This window comes from Pseudomonas sp. VI4.1 (assembly GCF_002029345.1).
Classification (GTDB): Bacteria; Pseudomonadota; Gammaproteobacteria; order Pseudomonadales; family Pseudomonadaceae; genus Aquipseudomonas.
Map to the genome: position 1 here is coordinate 1 of NZ_MULM01000093.1, position 22,791 is coordinate 22,791.

Here is a 22,791-nt window from a genome sequence, read left to right on the forward strand (position 1 = left end):
TTCTTGACGACCATAGAGCATTGGAACCACCTGATCCCATCCCGAACTCAGCAGTGAAACGATGCATCGCCGATGGTAGTGTGGGGTTTCCCCATGTGAGAGTAGGTCATCGTCAAGATTAAATTCCGAAACCCTTATCTGCGCATGCAGGTAGGGGTTTTGTTTTTGCCTGGAATAAAGCGAAATCCTGTAGGAGCGAGCTTGCTCGCGAAGGTCGCCAACGATGACGCTGGCCTCCTGACACCCCGCGGTGTCCTGAAGTTTTTCGCGAGCAAGCTCGCTCCTACGCACGTCGCCTTCGCATCAGTGAAACTTCGGCAGCACGTACTCGGCGATCTCCTCGATAACTTCGGCCACCGGTCGTTCGCTGCGACGCACATGCAAGCCAACATGCTGCACCCCCGCCTCACGCAAAGCCTGAAGCTCATCAATCAGGGCCAGCCGCCCACAGCAGCCACCGAAACGCACACGGCGCATCGGCGCATGGGGGTTGGCCGCCAGATCCATGTGCACGAAGCTGATGTAGGGCTTGTCAGCGCCGACTTCCCGCCACAGCCCTACTCGACGACGATGTTCGTCCGGCGTGCCAGGGTAAGCAAGCCAACCATCCATGTGTTGGCCAATCCAGGCCGGGGATTGTTGACCGAGACCGGCTACCAGCAACGGCACCGGCTGGTCCCGTTCGGGAAACAACCGGGCACCTTCAGGCAATCGGCCTTCGCCTTGACTGCGCAACAACTCGACCGTCTCGCGAAAGATCTCCCCCCGCTGTTCATAGTCCACCCCGAACAACGGATATTCCATCGGCCGGTCACCGCTGGCCACTCCCAGCAGCAAGCGCCCGTCACTCAATTCATCGACGCTGTTGGCGGACTTGAGCGTGAGCCAGGGCTGACGCAGTGGCAGCACCACCGCCGCCGTGCCCAGCATGATGTTATCGGTGATGCCCGCCAGGTAGCCCAGGTAGGAAAAGGTTTCGAATACCTGTGCGGCATCGCCGAAGTGGGGGTCGTAAACCGGCACGTCACGTACCCACAGGGCGCGGAAACCCGACTGGTCAGCCAGGCGTGCCATGGCTGCGTGCTGCTTCAGATCGGGAACGCCAAACGGCCTGTCCTCGGCGATCCGCAGTCGCTGCCCATCGCTGGACCAATCATTGTCCAGCGGCAACTCCAGTCCGATGGAAAATCCATTCGAGCCGAGTAATCGTTTAAAACGTGGGTGCATGAAAGACTCCAGATAGCACAAAGGGAATGACATGCACCCAGTATCTACAGGCGCTACAGCAAGAAAAATGCATGAATCGGAATATCAGTCTTGAGTGAAAGGCACGAGTGAACCGCAAACGGCCCCTCAAGGACCGCCCTTGGAGCAAATCGCACTAAAGTGACCGCGCGGTTTTTGGTATGGTGCAGCTCGTTTTTTAACGGACTGATTTCAAGCCTGAGGACGGGGCCCCTTTTTAAAGTCAATGAGCTGCTGCACAAATGCCCGGACCGATACCGATCAAAGACCACGAACAAGAGACGCGCCTGGTCAACAAACGACTGATGGCCTGCGCTATGTTCGTCGCCGCCATTTCTTGCGTCTTGGTCGTACGCCTGTACGTCCTGCAGGTACTCGAATTCGACTACCATTCGACGATCTCCGAAAACAACCGCGTGCACGTATTGCCGATCACCCCCACCAGAGGGTTGATTTACGACCGTAACGGCGTGGTCCTGGCAGACAACCGCCCCAGCTTCAACCTGACCATCACTCGCGAACGCGCCGCCGATATCAAGGAAGAGCTGGATCAGGTGGTCAACCTTCTGCATTTGCCCGCCGAAAGCCGCACGCTGTTCGACAAGGCCATGAAGCAGGCGCGCCATCCGTTCGTACCCGTCACGTTGTTCTACGAACTCAATGAAGAACAGATCGCGGTACTGGCCGTGAACGAGTTCCGTCTGCCAGGGATCGACGTCGAGCCGCAGTTCGTTCGCCACTACCCGATGGGCGCGCACTTCGCCCATTCGATCGGCTACGTCGGCCGAATCAACGAGAAAGAATCCAAGGTCCTGGACTCGGTGGAATACCGTGGCACCCAATCCATCGGCAAGACCGGCATCGAGAAATTCTACGAGTCGCAATTGCACGGCCACGTCGGTTACGAAGAAGTCGAAACCAACGCCCAGGGCCGGGTGCTGCGCGTGCTCAAGCACACCGATCCGATTCCCGGCAAAAACATCGTCCTGAGCCTGGATGTAAAACTTCAGGAAGCCGCCGAGGAGGCGTTGGGTGATCGTCGCGGTTCGGTGGTCGCGCTCGATCCGTCGACCGGCGAAGTGTTGGCCATGGTCAGCAAGCCCAGCTTCGACCCGAACCTGTTCGTGACGGGCATCAGCTTCAAGGAATACGCGGCGCTGCACGATTCCATCGACCGGCCGTTGTTCAACCGCGTGCTGCGCGGCCTCTATGCCCCCGGCTCGACCATCAAGCCGGAAGTGGCGATTGCCGGCCTCGACGCCGGCGTGGTCACCCCGCAGACCCGCGTCTACGACCCGGGTTATTACCAGTTGCCGGACTTCGATCACAAATACCGCAACTGGAATCACAGCGGCGATGGCTGGGTGGACATGGACGCGGCGATCATGCGCTCCAACGACACCTACTTCTACGACCTGGCGCACAAGCTGGGCATCGACCGCCTGCACGACTACATGGCCATGTTCGGCCTCGGCGAGAAGGTCTCGCTGGACATGTTCGAAGAGTCTGCCGGGCTGATGCCGTCCCAGGCCTGGAAGCGCGCCACGCGCCGCCAGCCGTGGTTTCCCGGCGAGACGGTGATCCTCGGCATCGGCCAGGGCTACATGCAGGTCACGCCACTGCAACTGGCCCAGGCCACTGCGTTGATCGCCAACAAGGGGGTCTGGAACCGACCGCACCTGGCCATGACGGTGGATGGCACCGCGCCGGTGGATGAGCATCCGATGCCGAACATCCTGCTCAAGGACCCCCGTGACTGGGAACAGGTCAACCACGGCATGCAGATGGTGATGCACGACGCGCGCGGGATTGCCCGGGCGTCAGCGGCGGGGGCGCAATACCGCATCGCTGGCAAGAGCGGGACCGCGCAGGTGGTGGCGATCAAGCAGGGCGAGCGCTACAACCGCGCGAAAACCCTGGAGCGTAACCGCGATAACGCCTTGTTCGTCGGCTTCGCGCCGGCCGAGCATCCAAAGATCGTCATCTCGGTGATGATCGAAAACGGCGAGGCCGGCGGGCGTGTCGCCGGTCCGGTGGTGCGGCAGATCATGGACGCCTGGCTGCTCGATCAGGACGGTCACCTGAAGCCGCAATACGCCACGCCGAGCAAAAAGCCAGGCGACCCGCACGTCTGACTGATCGAGGCTTTACAGCACAGGCTCACGAATGCTGAGCCGGTGCTGGAAGCTCTCGAGGAACACGGTTTCGGCCTGGCTCATCTTCTGCTCGCGATTCCACAACAGCTGGATATCGAAATCCACCACCCCGTCTTCCGGCGGCAAACGCCAGAGCAAACCTTGTTCGACATCCCGCCGCACCAAATGGGTCGGCAGACAGCCGATGCCGAAGCCAGCGCAGATCAAGCGGTAAATCTCCTCGAAACTCGTCGATGAAGCAACGATCTTGCCGGTGAACCCTTGCTGGTCGCGAAACAATGTCAGCGGCGACAGATTGCCGCCGAGCTGATCGCTGGTGAAGCTCACGAAATTCTCCGCCGCAAGTTGTTCCAGGGTCAGGTTCTCTTGTCCGAACAGTCGATGACGCTGGCCGCAGAAGTACGCATAGGTCTCCCGAAACAGCACTCGCTGCTCCAGCCGCGGTTGCGGTAAACGGCACAGGCCAACGCCGATGGTCGCGGTCTTTTGCAGCAGTGAACTAATGATGTTCGAGCTGCCCATCACCTCGACTTCAAACTCGATTTTCGGATGGGTGTCGTGGAAATCGGCGAGGAAGTCATCGTAGTGCCGTGCCTGCACGCCACTGACGGTGAGGATGCGAATCTTGCCCACCAGATCGTCGTGGCGACTCTCCACCACGGTGCCCAGTCGTGAAATATCCCCGTAGATATCCGCCGCAATGCGCAGGACTTCTTCCCCGGTTTCCGTCAGATCGAACCGCCGCCCACTGCGTGCAATCAACACACATTCCAACTGTTCTTCCAACCGTTTCAACGCCTGGCTGACGGCTGACTGGGTGATATGCAATCGCGCGGCGGCCCGGCTCATGCTGCCTTCCTGGCCGATCACCAGGTAGGTGCGCAACAGGTTCCAGTCGAGGCGGTCATTGAGAAAACGACGGCCGACCCACGGGTTGGTGGAGGACATAAAGATTCCATGTAGTAGCAGTGCTAATAGTAAAGATAAGAATATGAAAATTGACTAATCCTGGCACGAAAGCGATAAAGCTCACAAGCGCCACAGAGTGCAACCGTAAACCAGCCTTCAGTACCTGCCCAAAACTATAAATACACAGGGTCCTTGCATGCACACTACCCCCCAACCGCGTCGAGCCGCGGCCGCCGCCTTCATTGGCACGACCATCGAGTTCTACGATTTCTACATTTACGCCACCGCGGCCGCGCTGGTGCTCGGGCAGGTGTTCTTTCCCAGCAGCGACCCGGTGATGAGCACGCTTGCGGCCTTTGGCAGTTTCGCCGTCGGCTTCATCGCCCGGCCCATGGCCGGCATGGTCTTCGGCCATTTGGGCGATCGCCTGGGCCGCAAGAAGATGTTGCTGGTGACCATGGCCCTGATGGGGCTGGCGACCGCTGGCATCGGCCTGTTGCCCAGCTACGCCAGTGTCGGCATCTGGGCTCCGATCGGCCTGATCGTGCTGCGCCTGATCCAGGGCATTTCCGTCGGTGGCGAGTGGGGCGGGGCGGTGCTGATGGCCAGCGAACACGCACCGGCCAAGCGTAAAACCTTCTATGCGTCCTTTGCCCAGCTCGGCAGTCCGGCCGGCTTGTTGCTGGCCTTGATCGCCTTTCGTCTGGTGACCTCACTGGAGCCGGAAGACTTCCTCGCCTGGGGCTGGCGCCTGCCGTTTCTCGCCAGCGGTGTGCTGATGATGGTGGGTCTGATGATCCGTTCCGGGGTTCACGAGTCGCCGGAATTCGCCAAGGCGAAGGAGAACAACGAGACCGCCCAGTACCCGGTGAAGGACGTGATCCGCACCTGCTGGCGCCAGATCCTGTTTGCTGCCGCCGCCGTGACCATCGGCTCGGCCGGGTTCTTCTTCACCAACACCTTCATGATCACCTATGTCACCCAGTACCAGGGCATCGCCCGGTCGACGATTCTCGATTGCCTGTTCCTGGTGACCGTCATTCAACTGCTGTCGCAACCGCTCTCCGCGCTGCTCGCCGAGCGCATCGGCGAAGGCCGCTTCCTCAAACTCGTCGCACTGCTGTGCATGGTCACGCCGTACCCGATGTTCCTGCTGGTCGGGACGCAAAATATTCTGTTGATGACCCTCGGCATCGCCCTGGCGGTGGTGATTCTGTCGGCGCTGTACGCGGTGATCGCCGGCTACATGACCCAGGCGTTCCCGGTGCACCTGCGCTACTCGGGCATTTCCATCGCTTACCAGCTCAGCTGCGCCCTGGCCGGCGGCACCACGCCGCTGATCGGCACGCTGCTGGCGAGCAAGTTTTCCGGACAATGGTTGCCGCTGGCGGTGTTCTTCAGCCTGCTCTCGGCCCTGTCCCTGATCGGTGTTTGCGGCCTGGCTCGCCTGCGCGCCAACCCGGTCGTCACCCACGCTGCCAAAGAGGTGTATTCGTGAGCAAACCTGAACACATCGGCCCGGTTGAATGGAAGGCCCGTTGCGAACTGGCGGCGCTGTATCGCCTGGTCGCGCACTTTCGCATGACCGACCTGATCGACACCCATATCACCCTGCGCATTCCGGGGCCTGAGCATCATTTCCTGATCAACCGCTACGGGGTGATTTTCGACCGCATGCGCGCCTCGGACCTGGTGCGCATCGACCAGGACGGGCGAGTGGTCGACCCGTATTATGAAGGTCACCGGGTCAACGCCGCCGGCTTCGTCATTCACTCGGCGATCCACATGGCCCGCCCGGATCTCAACTGTGTGATCCATACTCACACGGCCGCCGGCATGGCCGTCGCCGCGCAGAAGCAGGGGCTGTTGCCGATCAGCCAACACGCGTTGAAGTTCTACGGCAAGCTGGCGTACCACACCTACGAAGGCATCGCGTTGTCGCTGGATGAGCGCGAGCGCCTGATTGCCGACCTGGGGCCGCACCGGGCGATGATCCTGCGCAATCACGGGTTGCTGGTCGGTGGGTCCGGCGTGGCTCAAGCGTTCCAGGAAATCCATTTTCTGGAGCGCGCCTGTCAGGCACAGGTAGCGGCGCTGGCCGGTGGATCGGCGTTGCATTACCCGTCGCCCGAAGTCTGCGCGCACACCGCCGAACAGTTTGACCGTGATGAGCAGGACAACATCATCGACCTGGCCTGGGAGGCCGCTTTGACCCTGATCGAATCCCAGCGCGAGTCCTATCTATCATGAACACCGTGGTTCTGCTGTCCCGCGACACTCTGCTGCTCAAGCAACTGCAAGCCGCGTTTGCCCGCAGTGCGCCGCAGCTCACCACTGTGCTGGCGGATGATCCGCGGGCCAGGCATGCACAGATCGCCGCGTGCTGGTTTCCCTTGCCGGGCAGCCTCGGCGCGTTACCGAACCTGCAAGTGATTCACTCGGTGGCGGCCGGCATCGATCACTTCGATCACGACCGTCGTGCCCGGACTTGCCGGTGTGCCGGGTGGTCGATCCCGGCCACCGCCAGGGCATGACCGAGTACGTGCGCTGGGCCGTGATCCACTATCACCGCGGTTTCGATCAAGTGCTGTTGCAGCAACGGCAACAGCACTGGGAGCGGCCGCTGCAGCGGGCTGCGGGGCAGTTCAAGGTCGGGGTGATGGGCCTCGGGTCGCTGGGCAGCGCCATTGTCCAGGATCTGGCTGCGGCCGGTTACGACGTTCGTGGCTGGGCGCGCCGCAGCAAGGACTTGCCAGGCGTGCAGACCTTCGCCGGCCAGGAACGACTCAACCCGTTTCTCGATGGCTTGGAGCTGCTGATCAACCTGCTGCCGCTGACCAGTGAAACCCGCGGCATTCTCGGCAAAACCACATTCGAGCGACTCGCCAACGGCGCCGCACTGGTCAATTGCGGTCGGGGCGGGCACCTGAACATCGACGACCTGGAACATGCACTCGAACGAGGACAACTGCGCGGCGCGCTGCTGGATGTTTTCGAACAGGAACCGCTGCCGGTCGATCATCGCCTCTGGACGATGCCCGGCGTCACCCTCACGCCACACATGGCGTCGGCCGCTTCCCATGATTGTATTGCCGAACAAGTAGCGGAGAACTTTCGCCGTCTCAACACCGGTGAAGCGCTATTGAATTGCGCCGACCGAACATTGGGTTATTAAAAAGAAAGTGCCTTGCTCGCCCATTTAATTGGGCGAACTATAACAACAGTCCTCACTACAAACATTTAACTGCCAGTCAAAACAATTAAATAACGAGTTCTTTATGAACTCCTGGAGTCAGTGATGAGCGATCTATCGCCTGTAGAAAAGTCCGGCGCACCTCCGGTAGTTGCAACCAGCATGCGAAAAGTGGCCGTCGCCAGTGTAATCGGCACCACGGTCGAATGGTACGACCTGTTCGTGTTTGCCACGGCGTCGGCGCTGGTATTCAACAAGGTGTTCTTTCCGGACTTCGATCCGTTGATCGGTACCTTACTGGCGTTCGGTACGTTTGCTTCGGCGTATCTGGCGCGGATTGTCGGTGCGGCATTGTTCGGGCATTTCGGTGACCGTCTGGGTCGCAAGTCGATGTTGTTGGTGTCGCTGTTGACCATGGGCGCCGCGACGTTCGCCATCGGGCTATTGCCGAACTATGCGGCGATTGGTATCTGGGCGCCGATCCTGTTGTTGCTGCTGAGGGTCATTCAAGGCCTGGCGCTGGGCGGCGAGTGGGGCGGTGCGGTGTTGATGGCGGTGGAGCATGCGCCAGCCAACAAACGCGGCTTGTACGGCTCGTGGGTGCAGATCGGCGTCCCGGCCGGGACCATGATCGCCAACCTGGCCTTCCTGTTGATTGCGGCCTGGCTGTCCCCTGAAGACCTGTTGGCCTGGGGCTGGCGTATCCCGTTCCTGGGCAGCGTGCTGCTGATTGCCGTGGGCTTGTACATCCGCTTGAACATCGCTGAAACCCCGGCCTTCAACAAGGTTAAGGAAGCCGAGGTGCAGGTGAAAATGCCGCTGGCGGAAGTGTTTCGCAAGTATTGGAAACAAGTGGTGCTGGGCGGGATCGCCACCATGTCCACCGGGGCATCGTTCAACATCATCGTCGCCTTCGGTCTGACGTACGGCACGCAGAACCTGGGCTTCAGTCGCAGCGTGATGCTCGGCGTGGTGCTGCTGTCCTGTGCCTGGTGCATCGTCATGCTGCCGGTGTTCGGCGCGCTATCGGACCGTTACGGGCGCAAGCCGATCATCGTCGCCGGCATCGTGGCCGAAGCCCTGGTGGCGTTCCCGCTGTTCTGGTTGATGGACACCAAAGAGCTTTCGCTGGTGATCTTCGGTTACCTGTTGTTGATGACCGCCTTTGCCGCCAACTACGGACCGATTGCGACTTTCCTCGCGGAGTTGTTCGGCACGCGGGTGCGCTATTCCGGGTTGTCGATCAGCTACATGTTGTCGGGGCTGCTCGGCAGTGCGGCGACACCGATCGTCACGACCGCCTTGCTGGCGGCAACCGGCAAAGGCTCTTCGGTGGCCTGGTACATGATCGGCGCAGCCTTCATTTCGTTGGTGGCGCTGTTGCTGCTGACCGAAACCTTCAAGCGAGACATCAGTGAAATCCCGGCGGCGGTTCCCGTCGATGAGCCAGCCTTCGGCAAGTCCGTCAAATCGGCCGCCGCCTGATCAATGGAGTACAACGACATGCGCAGAATCCAGTCAGCCCCGGGCTTCATCGGCCCGGTCGGCCCTTACTCCCAGGCGGTGGTCAGCGGCCATCTGGTGTTCACCGCCGGACAGATTCCGGCCCAGAGCGGGCTCGATGACCAGCCCGCCGAATTCACCGAACAGGTGCGGCAAACCTTGCACAATCTGCAGGCGATCCTGATTGAAGCCGGGTCCGACTTCAGCCACGTGATCAAGGTCAATGCCTACCTCACCGATCCGGCACAACTGGAGCCGTTCAACGCGGTGTACCGCGAATTCCTCGGCCATGCGCCGCCGGCACGCACCACCGTTTGCGTGGCGCTGTGGGGCGTGTCGCTGGAAATCGATTGTGTCGCCGAATTGATTGTCAAGGAGCCGCAACATGGATGAATCGCAGCTGATCGAACAGCTCAAGGCGGTGAGCTTTCCGACCCTCGGGCATTTCCTCGAGGAGGGCTTTGCCGACTCGCAACTGCGGGCCATGGTGCCCAATGTGAAAGTGGTCGGTCGCGCCCTGACCCTGAAGCTGGTGGGGGCCGATGCCATCGCCGTCAACCAGGCCCTGGCGTTGATCCAGCCCGGTGACGTGCTGGTGATCGACACCGGCGGCGACTGGCGACACGCCCCGGTCGGCGCCGTCACCAGTTGCGCGGCGAGCTGCGCCGGGGCCGTGGGCATAGTGGTCGACGGCGCAGTGACCGACCTGTTGGAGCTGAGAGAAGGCGGGTTGCCCGTTTTCGCGCGCGGCACCAGCCTGCTGACCACCAAGCTGCATGGCCGCGGCGACAGCCAGATCAATCAGCCGATCGAGTGTGCCGGCGTCACGGTGCATCCCGGGGACCTGGTGCTGGCGGACGACAACGGCGTGCTGTTTCTCGACTGGCCAACGGCGGCCGGCGTCATCGAACAGGCGTTGGCGTCCGATCAGGCCGAACCGCGCCTGTTGGCGCGTTTGCACGCCGGTGAACCGGTGTCGCAGGTGTTGCGGGTCTAAGTCGTCAGGCAGCGTTGCAGGCTCTCGAGAAAGATCGTCTCGGCCCGGCTCATGCGCTGCTCGCGGTTCCACAGCAGATGAATGTCCACATCGGCAATCCCTTCACGGGGCGGCAGGCGCCAGAGCAATCCGGCTTCGACGTCCGCCGCCACCACGTGCTCGGGCAGGCAGCCAATCCCGAACCCGGCGATCACCAGTCGCCGGACCTCTTCCAGGCTCTGTGACGAGGCGACGATCCGTCCGCTGAAACCCTGCTGATCACGGAAAATCGTCAGCGGCGAGAGCATGCCGCCGATCTGGTCGCTGGTGAAACTGACGAAATTCTCCCGCTGCAAATCGCCTTCGACCACGTTCTGCCGGCCGAACATTGCATGGTGCTTGCCGCAGAAAAACGCATAGCGCTGACGCAGGAACAGCCGTTGTTCCAGGCGCGGTTGCGGGCGGCGATTGAGGCTCAGGCCCAGGGTCGCGGTCTTTTCCTGCAGGGCGCTGACGATGTCGGAACTGCGCATCACGTCGACTTCCAGATCCACTCGCGGGTGCTGGCGGTGGAAGTCCGCGAGGAAGTCATCGAAGCGCTCGGAGAAGATCCGGCTGATGATCAACAGGCGCACCTTGCCGATCACTTCGTCGGCCGGCTGCTCCAGCACGCTGCTGACCTGGGACATCTGGCCATAGATTTCCCCGGCCAGTTCGAAGATCTGCTCGCCAACTTCGGTCAGGGCAAACCGTGGCCCGCGACGGGCGATCAGTTGTCGGCCCAGTTGCTCTTCCAGGCGCTTCAGCGCCTGGCTCACTGCCGGCTGAGTCAGGTGCAGACGGGCGGCGGCACGGCTGATGCTCAGCTCCTGGCCGATCACCCGAAAGGTGCGCAGCAGATTCCAGTCCAGGCGGTCATTGAGCAGGCGTTGTACATCACGTTCGGCCATGGGGTCTCGATTATAAGCTGTAGTAATACTTGGCATAATAAATAGAAAATTGACTAATTATAGCCCCGGGACGATAAATCATCTCCAGACAGGCGCCGTCAGAGCGCCTTTATTTTGAAGTTTCACTCCTGCCAAAAAAATAACCAAAGGAGATCGACCCATGAAGCCCCAAGCTTCTCCTCAGCCGCGCCGTGCGGCAGCCGCCGCCTTTATCGGCACCATGATCGAGTGGTACGACTTCTACATCTACGCCACCGCCGCCGCGCTGGTATTCGGCGCGCTGTTCTTCCCCTCCGATGACAAGCTGTTCAGCACCATGGCTGCGTTTGGCACCTTCGCCGTCGGCTTCTTTGCGCGACCGTTGGGCGGGATTATCTTCGGCCATATCGGCGACCGCATCGGCCGCAAGAAATCGCTGATCATCACCTTGCTGATGATGGGCGTGGTCACGGTGTGCATCGGCTTGCTGCCGACCTACGCGCAAATTGGCGCGGCGGCGCCGGTGTTGCTGATCCTGCTGCGAATCGTCCAGGGCATCGCCGTCGGTGGCGAGTGGGGCGGGGCGGTGTTGATGGCTGGCGAGCATGCACCGAAAGGTCGCCGCAACTTCTTCGCCTCCTTCGCCCAACTGGGTAGCCCGGCAGGTTTGATCCTGTCGCTGCTGGCTTTCAGCGCGGTCACCCGGCTGCCGGAAGAAGACCTGATGAGTTGGGGCTGGCGTCTGCCGTTCCTCGCCAGTTCGTTGTTGCTGCTGGTGGGCCTGGCGATTCGCCTGGGCGTGAATGAATCGCCGGAGTTCCTCGCCAGCCGCGAACAGGCGCGCAACAGCACGCGCAAGGAACAGGCGCCGGTCATGGAGGTCCTGCGCACCGCGTGGCGTCCGCTGCTGCTGTGCATCGGCGCCAACACCCTGGGCATCGCCGGGGTGTATTTCACCAACACCTTCATGATTGCCTACACCACCCAACAGCTTGAGTTGCCGCGCTCGCTGATCCTCGAGTGCCTGTTCGTGGTGGCGATCATCCAGTTCTGCATTCAACCGCTGGCGGCCTGGGTCGCCGAAAAAATGGGCGCTACGCGATTCCTGTGCCTGGTGTCGTTGCTGGCCATCGCTTCGCCTTACCCGATGTTCGTGCTGGTCAGCTCGGCCCAGGCGCCGCTGATCATCCTCGGTATCGCCTTGGCGGTGGTGTGCATGGCCTCGTTCTACGCGGTGATCGCCGGCTACGTCAGCGGCATGTTCGAGACGCGGGTGCGCTACACCGCGATCTCCCTGGCCTATCAGATTTGCGGTGCCCTGGCCGGCGGCCTGACGCCGCTGATCGGCACGATGCTGGCGCATAAATTCGCCGGCCAGTGGTGGCCGATGGCGGTGTTCTACAGCCTGATCGCCGCAACTTCGCTGATCTGTGTCCTGGCCCTTGCCCGTCGCCATGCCAGTGCTGAACGCCTCGAATTGGCCAACGCCTGACGCCGATCATTCACGAACAACCGAACCCCCTGTAGGAGCTGGCTTGCCAGCGAAGGTGACCTCGAGCCTTGCACCGCCCATGAAGACGCCTTCGCCTGCAAGCCGGCTCCTACAAAGAAATCACCATTTCCAACTGAATTTTCGTGGAGTGACTGACTTATGTTGAAGATTAATGGCGAACGCCTGTGGGCGAGTCTGATGGCCATGGCCGAAATCGGCGCGACCGCCCGTGGCGGCAGCTGCCGCCTGGCCTTGAGCGATGAAGACAAGGCCGGCCGCGAACTGTTTTCCCACTGGTGCCGCGAAGCCGGCATGACCCTGAGCGTGGACGCCATCGGCAACCTGTTCGCCCGCCGCGCCGGCACCGACCCGGACGCCGCACCGGTGATGATGGGCAGTCACCTCGACACCCAGCCCGAAGGTGGCCGTTTCGATGGCGTCTATGGCGTACTCGCAGGATTGGAAGTGGTGCGTTGCCTCAACGACCTGGGGATCCAGACCCGCAAGCCGCTGGAAGTGGCGGTGTGGACCAACGAAGAAGGCGCACGCTTCACCCCTGCGATGTTCGGCTCGGCAGTGTTCACCGGGATCATGCCGCTGGAGGCCGCGCTGGCGGTACGCGACGTGAACGGCATTAGCGTCGACGACGAGTTGAAGCGCACCGGTTACGCCGGCGAACGCGCGCTGGGTGGCGTGGTGGACGCCTACTTTGAAGCGCACATCGAACAAGGGCCGATCCTCGAAGACAACGCCAAGAGCATCGGTGTGGTCAGCGGCGGCCAGGCGATTCGCTGGCTCGACGTGCGGGTCGAAGGCATGGCCGCCCATGCCGGAACGACGCCTATGCCGCTGCGCAAGGACGCCTTGTACGGCGTGGCGCGGATGATCCAGGCGATCGAAGGGCTGGCCGGTGATTTCGCCCCCGAGGGGCTGACCACGGTCGGTGAGTTGAGCATCAACAAGTCGTCGCGCAACACCATTCCGGGGCTGGTGAATTTCACCGTCGACCTGCGTCATCACCGCGACGAAGCCATCGAGGCCATGGAGCAGCAGGTGCGTGCGCGCCTGCAGGCGATTGCCGACAGTCGCGCACTGAATCTGACGATCACGCCCCACTGGATCAGCCCGGCGACCCCTTTCGACGCCGATTGCGTGGCGGCGGTGCAGCAGGCGGTGGATGCGCTGGGCTACGCTCAGCAATCGATTGTCAGTGGCGCCGGGCATGACGCGATTCACCTGGCGCGGTTCTGCCCGACGGCCATGGTGTTCATCCCGTGTGTCGGCGGCTTGAGCCACAACGAAGCGGAAGACGTGCTGCCCGAAGACGTGCGCCAGGGCACTGACGTGTTGCTCAATGCTGTCGTGAGCCGTGCCGGAAAAGTCGAGTAAAACGCAATTCATGTGGGAGCGAGCTTGCTCGCGATAGTGGTGGTTCAGCCGCCATCAATGTTGAATGTGCTGACCTCATCGCGAGCAAGCCCGCTCCCACAGTTGAACGCTCCCGATTTCAAGATTCAGTTAGCTGACAGGTATCGACCCCATGCGCAGTTTTTTCCATCCCGAACAATTGCTTCATCATCCACGCAGCTACTACTCCCGTGGGCAGATGCGCACGCCGCAGGAAGTGCCCGAGCGCGCTCAGCGCCTGGTGCAGGCCTCGCGCTCCCTGGGTTTTACGGTCGAGCAACCGGCCGATGCCGGGCTCGATCCGCTGCTGGCGGTCCACGGCGCGCCCTACCTGGCGTTCCTGCAGGAAGCCCATCGGCGCTGGAAGGAAATCCCCGAGGACTGGGGCGATGAGGTGATGTCGAACATCTTCGTGCGCGAGCCCAACGCTTTGCGCGGGGTTCTCGCCCAGGCCGCGCGTTACCTGGCGGACGGCAGTTGTCCGGTGGGCGAGCAGACCTGGCGTTCGGCCTATTGGTCGGCACAGAGCGCTGTCGCCGGCGCCCATGCATTGCTCGACGGCGAACCTGCCGCGTACGCCTTGTGCCGTCCGCCGGGTCATCATGCCCGGGCCGAAGCGGCAGGCGGGTTTTGCTATGTGAATAACGCGGCGGTCGCGGCGCAGGTGTTGCGCGGCGGTTTTGCGCGGGTCGCGGTGCTCGACACCGACATGCACCACGGGCAGGGGATCCAGGAGATCTTCTACGACCGCGATGATGTGCTGTATGTCTCGGTGCATGGCGATCCGACCAACTTCTATCCGGGGGTGGCCGGGTTTGCCGATGAGCGTGGCAGTGGCAAGGGCGAGGGGTGCAACCTGAACCTGCCGATGGCCCATGGCGCGAGTGAGGCGCACTTCCTCGAGCAACTGGAGGTGGCGTTGGCGGCGGTGAAGGACTTCGGCGCCGAGGTGCTGGTGCTGTCCCTGGGGTTCGATATTTTCGAGCTGGATCCGCAGAGCAAGGTGGCGGTGACCCGGGACGGGTTTGCGCGGCTGGGGGAGCGGATTCGCAGCCTGGGGTTGCCTTGTCTGATTGTGCAGGAGGGGGGGTATCACCTGGAGAGTCTTGAGGACAATGCGCGGGCGTTTTTTGTGGGGCCGGAGGTGTGGACGATCTGAGTTTATTGGCGCCTGGGAGGTCGCTTTCGCTGGCAAGTCAGCTCCTACAGTGGACCGGGGTGAACGCGAGATGCGTGGTCACCATTGCACCTGTAGGCGCTGGCTTGCCAGCGAAGAACGATAACGCGGTCATACAGTTGAAACACAAGTGCTGGAAGGCACTTGCCATCGCCCTGACGTTAACGTAAAGATTGCGCCAGGGCGCTGAACTTGAATAAGCGCAAAGCGGACCGATCCGGAGCGCTTGATGACGCTGATAAAAACAACTCCACCCAAGCCGCACCGCGAAGCCCGGCTGGCCCGGGAAAAACTCCATCTCGAGGGCGAAGTCCCGGATGGCGTGTTGCGGGCGGAAATCGATGCCTCGTGGCGACGCAGCCTCAGCCATGGCGTGCATTTCAATGCCAAGCACGAACTGGCGCTGGAATCGAGCGCGAGTCTCGACGTCCTGTTGGCAAGCAACCGCCTGCTGATCGATGCGGCATTGCCGGCGATCGATTACCTGGCCGAACGCCAGGGCAAGGAAGGGCTGATCATCCTCGCCAATTCCGACGCCACCATCCTGGCCGTCGAAGGACGCGCCGATCGCCTCAAGGGCAGCGGCCTGCAAGACATCACCCTCGGCGCCTGCTGGAGCGAAGCCGTTCGCGGCACCAATGCCCTGGGCACCGCGCTGGTGGAAGCCCGGCCGACGTTGATCGATTGCGGCGAACATTACCTCGATCGCCTGAGTGATTTCTCCTGCACCTCGGTGCCGATCCATTGCCCCCGGGGCGACATCCTCGGCGTGCTCGACCTGACCCGCGAAGGCCCGCTGGGCCGGGTCCATGACAGCACCGCGCTGCTGGCCATGGCCGTCAGCCAGATCGAAAGCCGGGTGTTCAACGCCAGCTATCCGGACGAAATCGTCCTGGCGTTCCACAGCCGGCGGCAATACCTCGAATCTCCTTGGCAAGGCCTGCTGGCGGTGAGCCTCGGCGGGCAAATCCTCGCGGTCAGTGCCCAGGCCTGCCAGTTGCTGCATGCGGAACGTTCGGCGCTGGTCGGCCGCCGCTGCGAAGAGTTTCTCGGGGTCGACGGCCTGCAACTGCTCTCGCGCCTGCAACAGGGCGGAGTCGGCAGTCTGCAGACCGCCAAAGGCGAATTCTTCTACAAGACCTTGCGTGCGCCGCAGCGCTCGATCAACGTCAGTACACCACCGCGCACCACCGCCAAGACTGCCAAACCGCAACCGGACCTCGAATCCCTGGCCGGCAGCAACGTCCGTTATGCCCGGGCCTTGCGCATGGCCCGCCAAGGCCTGGCCAATGAATTGCCGGTGTTGCTGCTGGGCGAAACCGGTACCGGCAAGGAAGTCATTGCCCGTGCCTTGCACATGGCCGGCTCCCGCTGCGATAAACCCTTCGTGGCGGTGAACTGCGCGGCGATCCCCGAAGGCCTGATCGAGTCGGAACTGTTCGGCTATCGTGAAGGCGCGTTTACCGGCTCCCGGCGTGGCGGCATGATCGGACGTCTGCAACAGGCCCACGGCGGCACCTTGTTCCTCGACGAAATCGGCGACATGCCCCTGGCGTTGCAAGCACGTCTGTTGCGCGTGCTGCAGGATCGCAAAGTCGCCCCGCTGGGGGCTGGCGAAGAACAAGACATCGACGTCGCACTGATCTGCGCCACCCACCGCGACCTCAAGCGCCTGGTGGAAGAAAAGCACTTTCGCGAAGACCTGTTCTACCGGGTCAACGGCATCAGCGTGATGCTCCCGGCCCTGCGCGAACGCGACGATTTCAGCGCTCTGGTCGCGCGCTTGCTGGCCAGGCTCGACGCGCCGACGATGCTCCTGCATGACGACCTGAACCGCTTGCTCGGCGGCTATCACTGGCCGGGCAACATCCGCCAGCTGGAGATGGTCCTGCGCACCGCGCTGGCCATGCGTGAACCGGGCGATACAGTGCTCACCCTCGATCACTTGCCCGACAGCATGCTCGACGAGTTGAGCGCCACCGAGCGCCCCCAGTCGGGGAGCATTCGCGAGAACGAACTGGAGCTGATTCGCCAATCCCTGGACACTCATCAGGGTAACGTCTCGGCTGCCGCCGACGCCCTGGGCATCAGCCGCGCGACCCTGTATCGCAAGCTCAAACAGTTGCGCTCGTGATGCAGCGCTTGCTCGTTCGGCTGATCCACAGCCAGAATCCCGCAGCCCTGCAAGCGGCGCTGCGCTGGCTCTACAGCTTTGTGCGCCCCCCATCGGCTGGCGATTGCCGGGCTGCTCGGCTTGTCGGCCTGTGCCTCGGCGCTGGTGCTGGTGCAACCCTGGCTGACCAAGCTGCTGATCGCCGCGGCCTGTTGGCGCGCGACTTTTCCATGCTGGTGCTGATCGCCGGGCTGATGATCGTGGCCGGGTTGCTCGGCACGCTGCTGTCGGGCATCAATCGTTACCTGCACACGCGGCTGTCCGGGCGGATTCTGTTTGCCCTGCGCGATGACCTTTATCGGCATTTGCAAACCCTGTCGCCGAACTTCTACGGCCAGCGGCGCATCGGTGACCTGATGTCGCGCCTCGATGGCGACGTCGCGGAGATCCAGCGTTTTGCCGTGGACTCGCTGTTTTCGGCGGTGTCGAGCGTGATCGGCCTGGTGGTCGCGGTGGCGATGCTGGTGACCTTGTCCTGGAAACTCTCGTTGCTGGCACTGGTGCTGATCCCCCTTGACGTGCTCTGGCTGCGCTGGATGCGGCGCAAGGTCGAACGCGATGTGCGGCAGTTGCGCGAGCGCTCGGCGGACATGTCATCGTTCATGGTCGAGACCTTGCCGGTGATGAAATTCATCCAGGCCGCTGGCCAGCAGCAGCGTGAGGCGCGACGCCTGGAAACCTTGGGGCAGGGCTACATGAGCCAGTTGCTGCGCCTGCAAGTGACCGAATTTTTCACTCAGGCGGTGCCGGGCACCCTGACTTCGTTGTCGCGGGCCTGTGCGTTTTTGATTGGCGGCTACTGGGTGGTGCAGGGGACTTGGCAACTGGGTGCGCTGATCGCGTTTTCCACCTACCTGGGCATGGCAGTGGGGCCTGTTCAGAGCCTGCTGGGCCTGTATGTCGCGATTCAACGGATGACCGTCAGCCTGGGGCGGGTCATGGAGCTGCGCGGCGAAGAGCCGACCGTACTCACACCAGTTACGCCGCGGCCGATGCCGAGCTCCGGCGAGCTGCGTTTCGACGACGTGCACTTCAGCCATCCGGGTCGCCCGACAACCTTGCGCGGCATCGAGGCGCGTATCCCCTATGGCTTGAAAGTCGCCCTGAGCGGTGGCTCCGGGGTCGGTAAGTCAACCCTGATCGACCTGCTGCAACGGCATCACGATCCGCAGTCCGGTCGAGTATTGCTGGGCGAGGTCGACTTGCGGGAGCTGGACCTGTTCCAGTTGCGGCGGCGAATTGCCGTGGTCAGTCAGGACATCGTGCTGTTCCGTGGCAGCCTCGCCGACAACCTGGCCTACGCCGTACCGGATGCCAGCCGCGAAGCGATCGCCGAAGTGGCGCGGCTGGCGCAGCTCGACAGCCTGATCGCGTCATTGCCAGAAGGCCTCGACAGTCCATTGGGCGAGCGCGGCCAACAATTGTCCGGCGGGCAAAAACAACGCATCGCCATTGCCCGGGCGTTGTTGCAGGACCCACTGATCCTGGTGCTGGACGAGGCCACCTCGGCGGTGGACGAAGCCACCGAGCGCGAAGTGATCGAGGCCATCGACCGGTTGTTTGCCGGACGTACGCGCATCCTGATCAGCCATCGCCCCTCGACCCTGGCCGATGCCGATCTGCGCTTTGAATTGCTCGACGGCGTGCTGACCTCGAAAACGGTGCCGCATGAAGCCTGAATTGCGCATTGGCGTGGTGGACAGTGGGCACTCGGCGGCGCAGCGGGTGCAGGTGGTCGCCGGGCGACGCTTTTCGTTGCTGGAGGACGGATTGGCGCAAAGCGATCTGCGCGATGATCCGCTCGGCCACGGCAGCGCCGTGATCGAAGCCATCGGTCGCCGGGCGCCGGCGGCGGTATTTTGCGTGGGCCAGGTGTTCGACCAACGGGGTGTCACCAGCGCCTTGCAGATCGCCACGGCCATCGACTGGCTGGTGGCGCAGGACGTGCGCCTGATCAACCTGAGCCTGGGCCTGCGTCAGGATCGCAGCCTGTTGCGCGAAGCCTGCGCCGCGGCAGTGGCGCGGGGCATCCTGCTGTGTGCATCCAGTCCGGCCCAGGGCGAAGGTGTGTTCCCGGCGAATTATCCACAGGTGCTGCGGGTCACCGGCGATGCGCGGTGCGCCGAACAGGAATGGTCGTGGCTCAACAGCGCCCAGGCGGATTTTGCGGCCTGTGTGCATGGGACGTATCCGGGGCAGTCCGGCGCCAGCCTGGGGTGTGCGGCCTTGAGCGGGCACATTGCCGGTTTCCTGGTGGCGCATCCCGAAGCGAGCAACCCACAGGTCATCGAATGGTTGCAAGAACATGCCCGTTATCGCGGCCCTGAACGGCGCTTCGGGCGATGATTTTGATTCTTGGCGCCGGGCCAGCAGGTGCGGCGGTCGCGCTGGGGCTGCGGCGGCTCGGTTATCCAGTAACACTGGTCAGTGAGTGGCGGCGCTTTGCCGCGCTGGAAGGCGTTTCCGTGCGGGTGCTCGAGGCGTTGCGTGGCGCGGGGCTGAACCAGGCGCTGGCGGATGCGACGTTGCCTTCCCAGCGGCAGGTGGCGTGGAACGGCCAGCAGCATGCGCAAAACATCGAATACCTGGTGGATCGCCCGCGCTTTGATCGGGGCCTGCGCGAGGACCTGCGCCTGGCGGGCGTCGAGTTGATCGAAGCGCGGGTGTTGACGGTTCACTCGTCGGCGGCGGGACATCGGATCGAGCTCGAAGGGCGTCCGGCACTGATCGCGGACTTTCTGGTGGAGGCGCGAGGGCGTCAGGCGCCAGCGCTGGGCAAAGGCCTGCGCGGGCCGGAGACGGTCAGCCTGCTCAATCGCTGGCAAGGCACGCCGGGCACCACCGCCAGCGCCGTGGAAAGTCTTGAGGATGGCTGGGCCTGGATGGCGCGGCGGGCGGACGGTCAGTGCTACTGGCAATGGACGGTCGACGTGGCCAGCGCCGAATTGCCCGGCAAGGCGCAATTGCTCGACTACTGTCGTCTGCGGCGCCAGGGTTCGGCATTGGCAAGGGGTTTTTTTGCGGCCGGGCCTGAGGACGATCTGCAGCTGCATGCCCGCAGCAGCACGGCCATTCTCAGTCCACAGGTCTGTGGCGCTCACTGGATTCGGGTCGGCGATGCGGCAATGGCGGTGGATCCGTTGTCGGGCAACGGGATTTTCCAGTCGCTGTCTTCGGCGCTGCAGGCCCCGACGGTGATCAACACATTGTTGCGTAAACCCGAGCGAGCGGCGCTGGCCCAGCGCTTTCATCAGCAGCGGGTGGAGCAGTTGTTTTGGCGATTTGCACGGATCGGCCGCGATTTTTATGCCGATGAGCAGCGTTGGTCCGGGCAACCGTTCTGGCAGGCGCGGCGACAGTGGCCGGATGCCGTGGTCGCGCATGCCGAGGCGGATTTTCAAGCGCTGAGAGTCGAGCGCGCGCCGGTGCTCAGGGAGGGCTTTGTCGACGAGGTCGAGGTGGTGATCACGGCCGATCAGCCATTGGGTATCTGGCATGTGCAAGGGATCGAGTTGGCGCCGTTGGTGCGGCGGTTGCGTACCGAACCGGCGGAGCAGGCGTTGGCGGGGTTGACGGTGGAACAGGGGCGGGTGGTTCGCAGTTGGTTGCTGGCCCAGGGCTTCAAACCCTGACCGAGCCTTGCATGTGCACTGGAATCGCCATGTCGCGGATTGCCTGTCCACGATAAACGATCAACGATGAACACTCCGTATACGGCACAAACATCGAACGCGCCACCGCCACCACGGTCTGCTCCCTATACCACCGAATTCTTCATACAAGGAGACGCTCACATGCCCGAAGCATTGACCCTCAACCAACGTATCGTCCTGGCATCCCGTCCGACAGGCGCGCCGACGCCGGAGAATTTCCGCCTGGAAAGGCAAGCGCTGCCGGAGCTGGCCGACGGTCAGGTGCTGCTCAAGACCCTTTATCTGTCGCTGGACCCCTACATGCGCGGACGCATGAGTGACGCGCCGTCCTACGCCGCACCCGTTGAAATCGGCGAAGTGATGACCGGTGGGGCGGTCAGCCGGGTCGAGCGCTCGCTGAATCCGAAATTCCACGAAGGTGACCTGGTGGTCGGCGCCACCGGCTGGCAGAGCCACAGCCTCAGCGACGGTCGCAACATCATTCCGGTGCCGTCCGGGCTGCCGAGCCCGTCGATGGCGCTGGGCGTCCTCGGTATGCCGGGCATGACCGCCTACATGGGGCTGATGGACATCGGCCAGCCCAAGGCCGGCGAAACCCTGGTGGTCGCGGCCGCGTCCGGTGCGGTGGGGTCGGTGGTCGGCCAGGTGGCGAAGCTCAAAGGCCTGCGGGTGGTCGGCGTGGCCGGTGGTGAGAAAAAGTGCCGTTACGTGGTCGAGGAACTGGGCTTCGATGCCTGCATCGATCACAAGAGCGCCCGCTTCGCCGATGAGTTGGCTCAGGCTTGCCCTGACGGCATCGACATCTATTACGAGAACGTCGGCGGCAAGGTGTTCGATGCGGTGCTGCCGCTGCTCAACCCCAAGGCGCGGATTCCGCTCTGTGGCCTGATCGCTTCGTACAACGCTCACGAGGCACCGACCGGGCCGGATCAATTGCCGCAACTGCAGCGCACCGTGCTGACCAAGCGGGTGCGGATCCAGGGCTTCATCGTGTTCGACGACTACGGCGACCGTCAGCCGGAGTTCATCAGCGCCATGGCGCCGTGGGTGCGCGATGGCAAGGTGAAGTTCCGCGAGGATGTGGTCGATGGCCTGGAAAATGCGCCCGAGGCGTTCATCGGCCTGCTGGAAGGACGCAACTTCGGCAAACTGGTGGTTCGGGTCGCGCAGGCCGAGTAATTGGCCCTGCCATTTGACGCTGCCATTTGACGCTCAAGGGGAGGCGCGGGTATAAACCGCGTCTCGTTGTTTTGTCGGACTTTTCCCCATGAGCTTCAGCCCTCTGATTCGCCAACTGATCGATGCCCTGCGGATTTTGCCCGGTGTCGGTCAGAAAACTGCCCAACGCATGGCGTTGCAGCTGCTCGAGCGTGATCGCAGCGGTGGCTCGCGCCTGGCCCTGGCGCTGAACCAGGCCATGGATGGCGTGGGCCACTGCCGGCTGTGCCGCACGCTGACCGAAGACGATCTGTGCCCGCAATGCGCCGATACCCGTCGCGACGACACCTTGCTCTGCGTGGTGGAAGGGCCGATGGATGTCTATGCGGTGGAGCAGGCGGGCTTTCGTGGGCGCTACTTCGTGCTCAAGGGCCACCTGTCGCCGCTCGACGGCTTGGGCCCGGACGCCATCGGCATTCCGCAACTGCTGGCGCGGATTGAAGAAGCGGGCACGTTCACTGAGGTCATCCTCGCCACCAACCCGACGGTGGAAGGTGAAGCCACGGCGCACTACATCGCCCAGTTGCTGAGCAATAAAGGCCTGATCGCCTCGCGCATCGCCCATGGCGTGCCGTTGGGGGGCGAGCTGGAACTGGTCGATGGCGGGACGTTGGCGCATTCGTTTGCGGGGCGCAAGCCGATCGCTTTGTAATCTGTGGTGTCGGGGCTGACGCCTTCGCTGGCAAGCCAGCTCCTACAGGGGCCCATTGGGTGTACGCAAAATCTGTGAACACCTTTGATCCCTGTAGGAGCTGGCTTG

17 protein-coding genes, 1 rRNA gene and 2 pseudogenes are annotated in these 22,791 nt (G+C 62.7%); 17 read left to right on the forward strand and 3 right to left on the reverse strand.

The features are described 5' to 3' along the window. The first annotated feature begins 2 nt into the window (after positions 1 to 2). A 5S ribosomal RNA gene (gene rrf, locus BZ163_RS04255) occupies positions 3 to 118 on the forward strand. A 185-nt stretch (positions 119 to 303) separates the two neighbouring features. On the opposite strand, the gene BZ163_RS04260 is transcribed toward rrf, so the two are convergent. Then, the gene (locus BZ163_RS04260; protein ID WP_128869899.1) at positions 304 to 1,227 is read right to left on the reverse strand and encodes a TIGR03571 family LLM class oxidoreductase; all 924 of its coding nucleotides are present in this window, start codon (positions 1,225 to 1,227) and stop codon (positions 304 to 306) included. 260 nt (positions 1,228 to 1,487) lie between these two features. On the opposite strand from BZ163_RS04260, the gene mrdA reads away from it, so the two are divergent. Further along, positions 1,488 to 3,380, forward strand: a complete 1,893-nt coding sequence (gene mrdA, locus BZ163_RS04265; RefSeq protein WP_128869900.1) for a penicillin-binding protein 2 — start codon at positions 1,488 to 1,490, stop codon at positions 3,378 to 3,380. 12 nt (positions 3,381 to 3,392) lie between these two features. On the opposite strand, the gene BZ163_RS04270 is transcribed toward mrdA, so the two are convergent. After that, entirely contained in the window at positions 3,393 to 4,349 is a 957-nt protein-coding gene (locus BZ163_RS04270) for a LysR family transcriptional regulator (protein WP_128869901.1), read from the reverse strand. A gap of 157 nt (positions 4,350 to 4,506) precedes the next feature. On the opposite strand from BZ163_RS04270, the gene BZ163_RS04275 reads away from it, so the two are divergent. The 6 genes and pseudogenes from BZ163_RS04275 (at position 4,507) to BZ163_RS04300 (ending at position 10,003) form a co-directional block, all read left to right on the forward strand. Beyond that, positions 4,507 to 5,808: an MFS transporter gene (locus BZ163_RS04275; protein WP_128869902.1), complete on the forward strand. Its 1,302-nt coding sequence runs from the start codon at positions 4,507 to 4,509 to the stop codon at positions 5,806 to 5,808. Then, positions 5,805 to 6,560: a class II aldolase/adducin family protein gene (locus BZ163_RS04280; protein WP_128869903.1), complete on the forward strand. Its 756-nt coding sequence runs from the start codon at positions 5,805 to 5,807 to the stop codon at positions 6,558 to 6,560. Before BZ163_RS04275 ends, BZ163_RS04280 begins: the two co-directional genes overlap by 4 nt. Next, positions 6,557 to 7,485, forward strand: a pseudogene (locus BZ163_RS04285) (2-hydroxyacid dehydrogenase). Before BZ163_RS04280 ends, BZ163_RS04285 begins: the two are co-directional and overlap by 4 nt. Positions 7,486 to 7,608: 123 nt before the next feature. Then, entirely contained in the window at positions 7,609 to 8,988 is a 1,380-nt protein-coding gene (locus BZ163_RS04290) for an MFS transporter (RefSeq protein WP_128869904.1), read from the forward strand. Positions 8,989 to 9,006: 18 nt separating this feature from the next. Beyond that, on the forward strand, positions 9,007 to 9,399 hold the full coding sequence (locus tag BZ163_RS04295) for a RidA family protein (protein WP_128869905.1): 393 nt from the start codon (positions 9,007 to 9,009) through the stop codon (positions 9,397 to 9,399). Continuing rightward, the gene (locus BZ163_RS04300; protein WP_128869906.1) at positions 9,392 to 10,003 is read left to right on the forward strand and encodes an RraA family protein; all 612 of its coding nucleotides are present in this window, start codon (positions 9,392 to 9,394) and stop codon (positions 10,001 to 10,003) included. Before BZ163_RS04295 ends, BZ163_RS04300 begins: the two co-directional genes overlap by 8 nt. Here the strand turns inward: BZ163_RS04300 and BZ163_RS04305 are convergent. Further along, a complete protein-coding gene (locus BZ163_RS04305) occupies positions 10,000 to 10,932 on the reverse strand; it encodes a LysR family transcriptional regulator (protein ID WP_128869907.1) in 933 nt (310 codons plus the stop codon). The two genes, BZ163_RS04300 and BZ163_RS04305, sit on opposite strands and share 4 nt — an antisense overlap. A gap of 160 nt (positions 10,933 to 11,092) precedes the next feature. Here BZ163_RS04305 and BZ163_RS04310 point away from each other — a divergent pair, with 160 nt between their 5' ends. From BZ163_RS04310 to recR, 9 genes and pseudogenes are all read left to right on the forward strand, one after another. Then, a complete protein-coding gene (locus BZ163_RS04310) occupies positions 11,093 to 12,403 on the forward strand; it encodes an MFS transporter (RefSeq protein WP_128869908.1) in 1,311 nt (436 codons plus the stop codon). Positions 12,404 to 12,562: 159 nt separating this feature from the next. Beyond that, positions 12,563 to 13,792, forward strand: a complete 1,230-nt coding sequence (locus BZ163_RS04315; protein ID WP_128869909.1) for a Zn-dependent hydrolase — start codon at positions 12,563 to 12,565, stop codon at positions 13,790 to 13,792. A gap of 151 nt (positions 13,793 to 13,943) precedes the next feature. Continuing rightward, complete coding sequence (locus tag BZ163_RS04320) at positions 13,944 to 14,969, forward strand: histone deacetylase family protein (protein ID WP_128869910.1); 1,026 nt, start codon at positions 13,944 to 13,946, stop codon at positions 14,967 to 14,969. Positions 14,970 to 15,216: 247 nt separating this feature from the next. Further along, on the forward strand, positions 15,217 to 17,121 hold the full coding sequence (locus BZ163_RS04325) for a sigma-54-dependent Fis family transcriptional regulator (RefSeq protein ID WP_128869911.1): 1,905 nt from the start codon (positions 15,217 to 15,219) through the stop codon (positions 17,119 to 17,121). After that, positions 17,121 to 18,839: pseudogene (locus tag BZ163_RS04330) on the forward strand (ABC transporter ATP-binding protein). The gene BZ163_RS04325 and the pseudogene BZ163_RS04330 overlap by 1 nt, the downstream one beginning before the upstream one ends. Then, positions 18,829 to 19,506 carry a S8 family serine peptidase gene (locus tag BZ163_RS04335; RefSeq protein ID WP_128869912.1) on the forward strand — a complete coding sequence of 226 codons (678 nt, stop codon included), beginning with the start codon at positions 18,829 to 18,831 and terminating at the stop codon, positions 19,504 to 19,506. The pseudogene BZ163_RS04330 and the gene BZ163_RS04335 overlap by 11 nt, the downstream one beginning before the upstream one ends. Beyond that, entirely contained in the window at positions 19,503 to 20,792 is a 1,290-nt protein-coding gene (locus tag BZ163_RS04340; protein WP_128869913.1) for an FAD-dependent monooxygenase, read from the forward strand. Before BZ163_RS04335 ends, BZ163_RS04340 begins: the two co-directional genes overlap by 4 nt. A 162-nt stretch (positions 20,793 to 20,954) precedes the next feature. Then, positions 20,955 to 21,992, forward strand: a complete 1,038-nt coding sequence (locus BZ163_RS04345; RefSeq protein ID WP_128869914.1) for an NADP-dependent oxidoreductase — start codon at positions 20,955 to 20,957, stop codon at positions 21,990 to 21,992. An 88-nt stretch (positions 21,993 to 22,080) separates the two neighbouring features. After that, positions 22,081 to 22,683: a recombination mediator RecR gene (recR, locus tag BZ163_RS04350; RefSeq protein ID WP_128869915.1), complete on the forward strand. Its 603-nt coding sequence runs from the start codon at positions 22,081 to 22,083 to the stop codon at positions 22,681 to 22,683. Positions 22,684 to 22,791 lie beyond the last annotated feature (108 nt).

What these genes read in the sequence shown, in the direction of transcription:
- BZ163_RS04310 (WP_128869908.1), top strand. Translation starts at nt 11,093, where the DNA reads ATGAAGCCCCAAGCTTCTCCTCAGCCGCGCCGTGCGGCAGCCGCCGCC.
- BZ163_RS04335 (WP_128869912.1), top strand. Translation starts at nt 18,829, where the DNA reads ATGAAGCCTGAATTGCGCATTGGCGTGGTGGACAGTGGGCACTCGGCG.
- BZ163_RS04345 (WP_128869914.1), top strand. Translation starts at nt 20,955, where the DNA reads ATGCCCGAAGCATTGACCCTCAACCAACGTATCGTCCTGGCATCCCGT.
- mrdA (WP_128869900.1), top strand. Translation starts at nt 1,488, where the DNA reads ATGCCCGGACCGATACCGATCAAAGACCACGAACAAGAGACGCGCCTG.
- BZ163_RS04325 (WP_128869911.1), top strand. Translation starts at nt 15,217, where the DNA reads ATGACGCTGATAAAAACAACTCCACCCAAGCCGCACCGCGAAGCCCGG.
- BZ163_RS04270 (WP_128869901.1), bottom strand. Translation starts at nt 4,349, where the DNA reads ATGTCCTCCACCAACCCGTGGGTCGGCCGTCGTTTTCTCAATGACCGC.
- BZ163_RS04290 (WP_128869904.1), top strand. Translation starts at nt 7,609, where the DNA reads ATGAGCGATCTATCGCCTGTAGAAAAGTCCGGCGCACCTCCGGTAGTT.
- BZ163_RS04300 (WP_128869906.1), top strand. Translation starts at nt 9,392, where the DNA reads ATGGATGAATCGCAGCTGATCGAACAGCTCAAGGCGGTGAGCTTTCCG.
- BZ163_RS04260 (WP_128869899.1), bottom strand. Translation starts at nt 1,227, where the DNA reads ATGCACCCACGTTTTAAACGATTACTCGGCTCGAATGGATTTTCCATC.
- BZ163_RS04275 (WP_128869902.1), top strand. Translation starts at nt 4,507, where the DNA reads ATGCACACTACCCCCCAACCGCGTCGAGCCGCGGCCGCCGCCTTCATT.
- BZ163_RS04295 (WP_128869905.1), top strand. Translation starts at nt 9,007, where the DNA reads ATGCGCAGAATCCAGTCAGCCCCGGGCTTCATCGGCCCGGTCGGCCCT.
- BZ163_RS04340 (WP_128869913.1), top strand. Translation starts at nt 19,503, where the DNA reads ATGATTTTGATTCTTGGCGCCGGGCCAGCAGGTGCGGCGGTCGCGCTG.
- BZ163_RS04315 (WP_128869909.1), top strand. Translation starts at nt 12,563, where the DNA reads ATGTTGAAGATTAATGGCGAACGCCTGTGGGCGAGTCTGATGGCCATG.
- BZ163_RS04305 (WP_128869907.1), bottom strand. Translation starts at nt 10,932, where the DNA reads ATGGCCGAACGTGATGTACAACGCCTGCTCAATGACCGCCTGGACTGG.
- BZ163_RS04320 (WP_128869910.1), top strand. Translation starts at nt 13,944, where the DNA reads ATGCGCAGTTTTTTCCATCCCGAACAATTGCTTCATCATCCACGCAGC.
- recR (WP_128869915.1), top strand. Translation starts at nt 22,081, where the DNA reads ATGAGCTTCAGCCCTCTGATTCGCCAACTGATCGATGCCCTGCGGATT.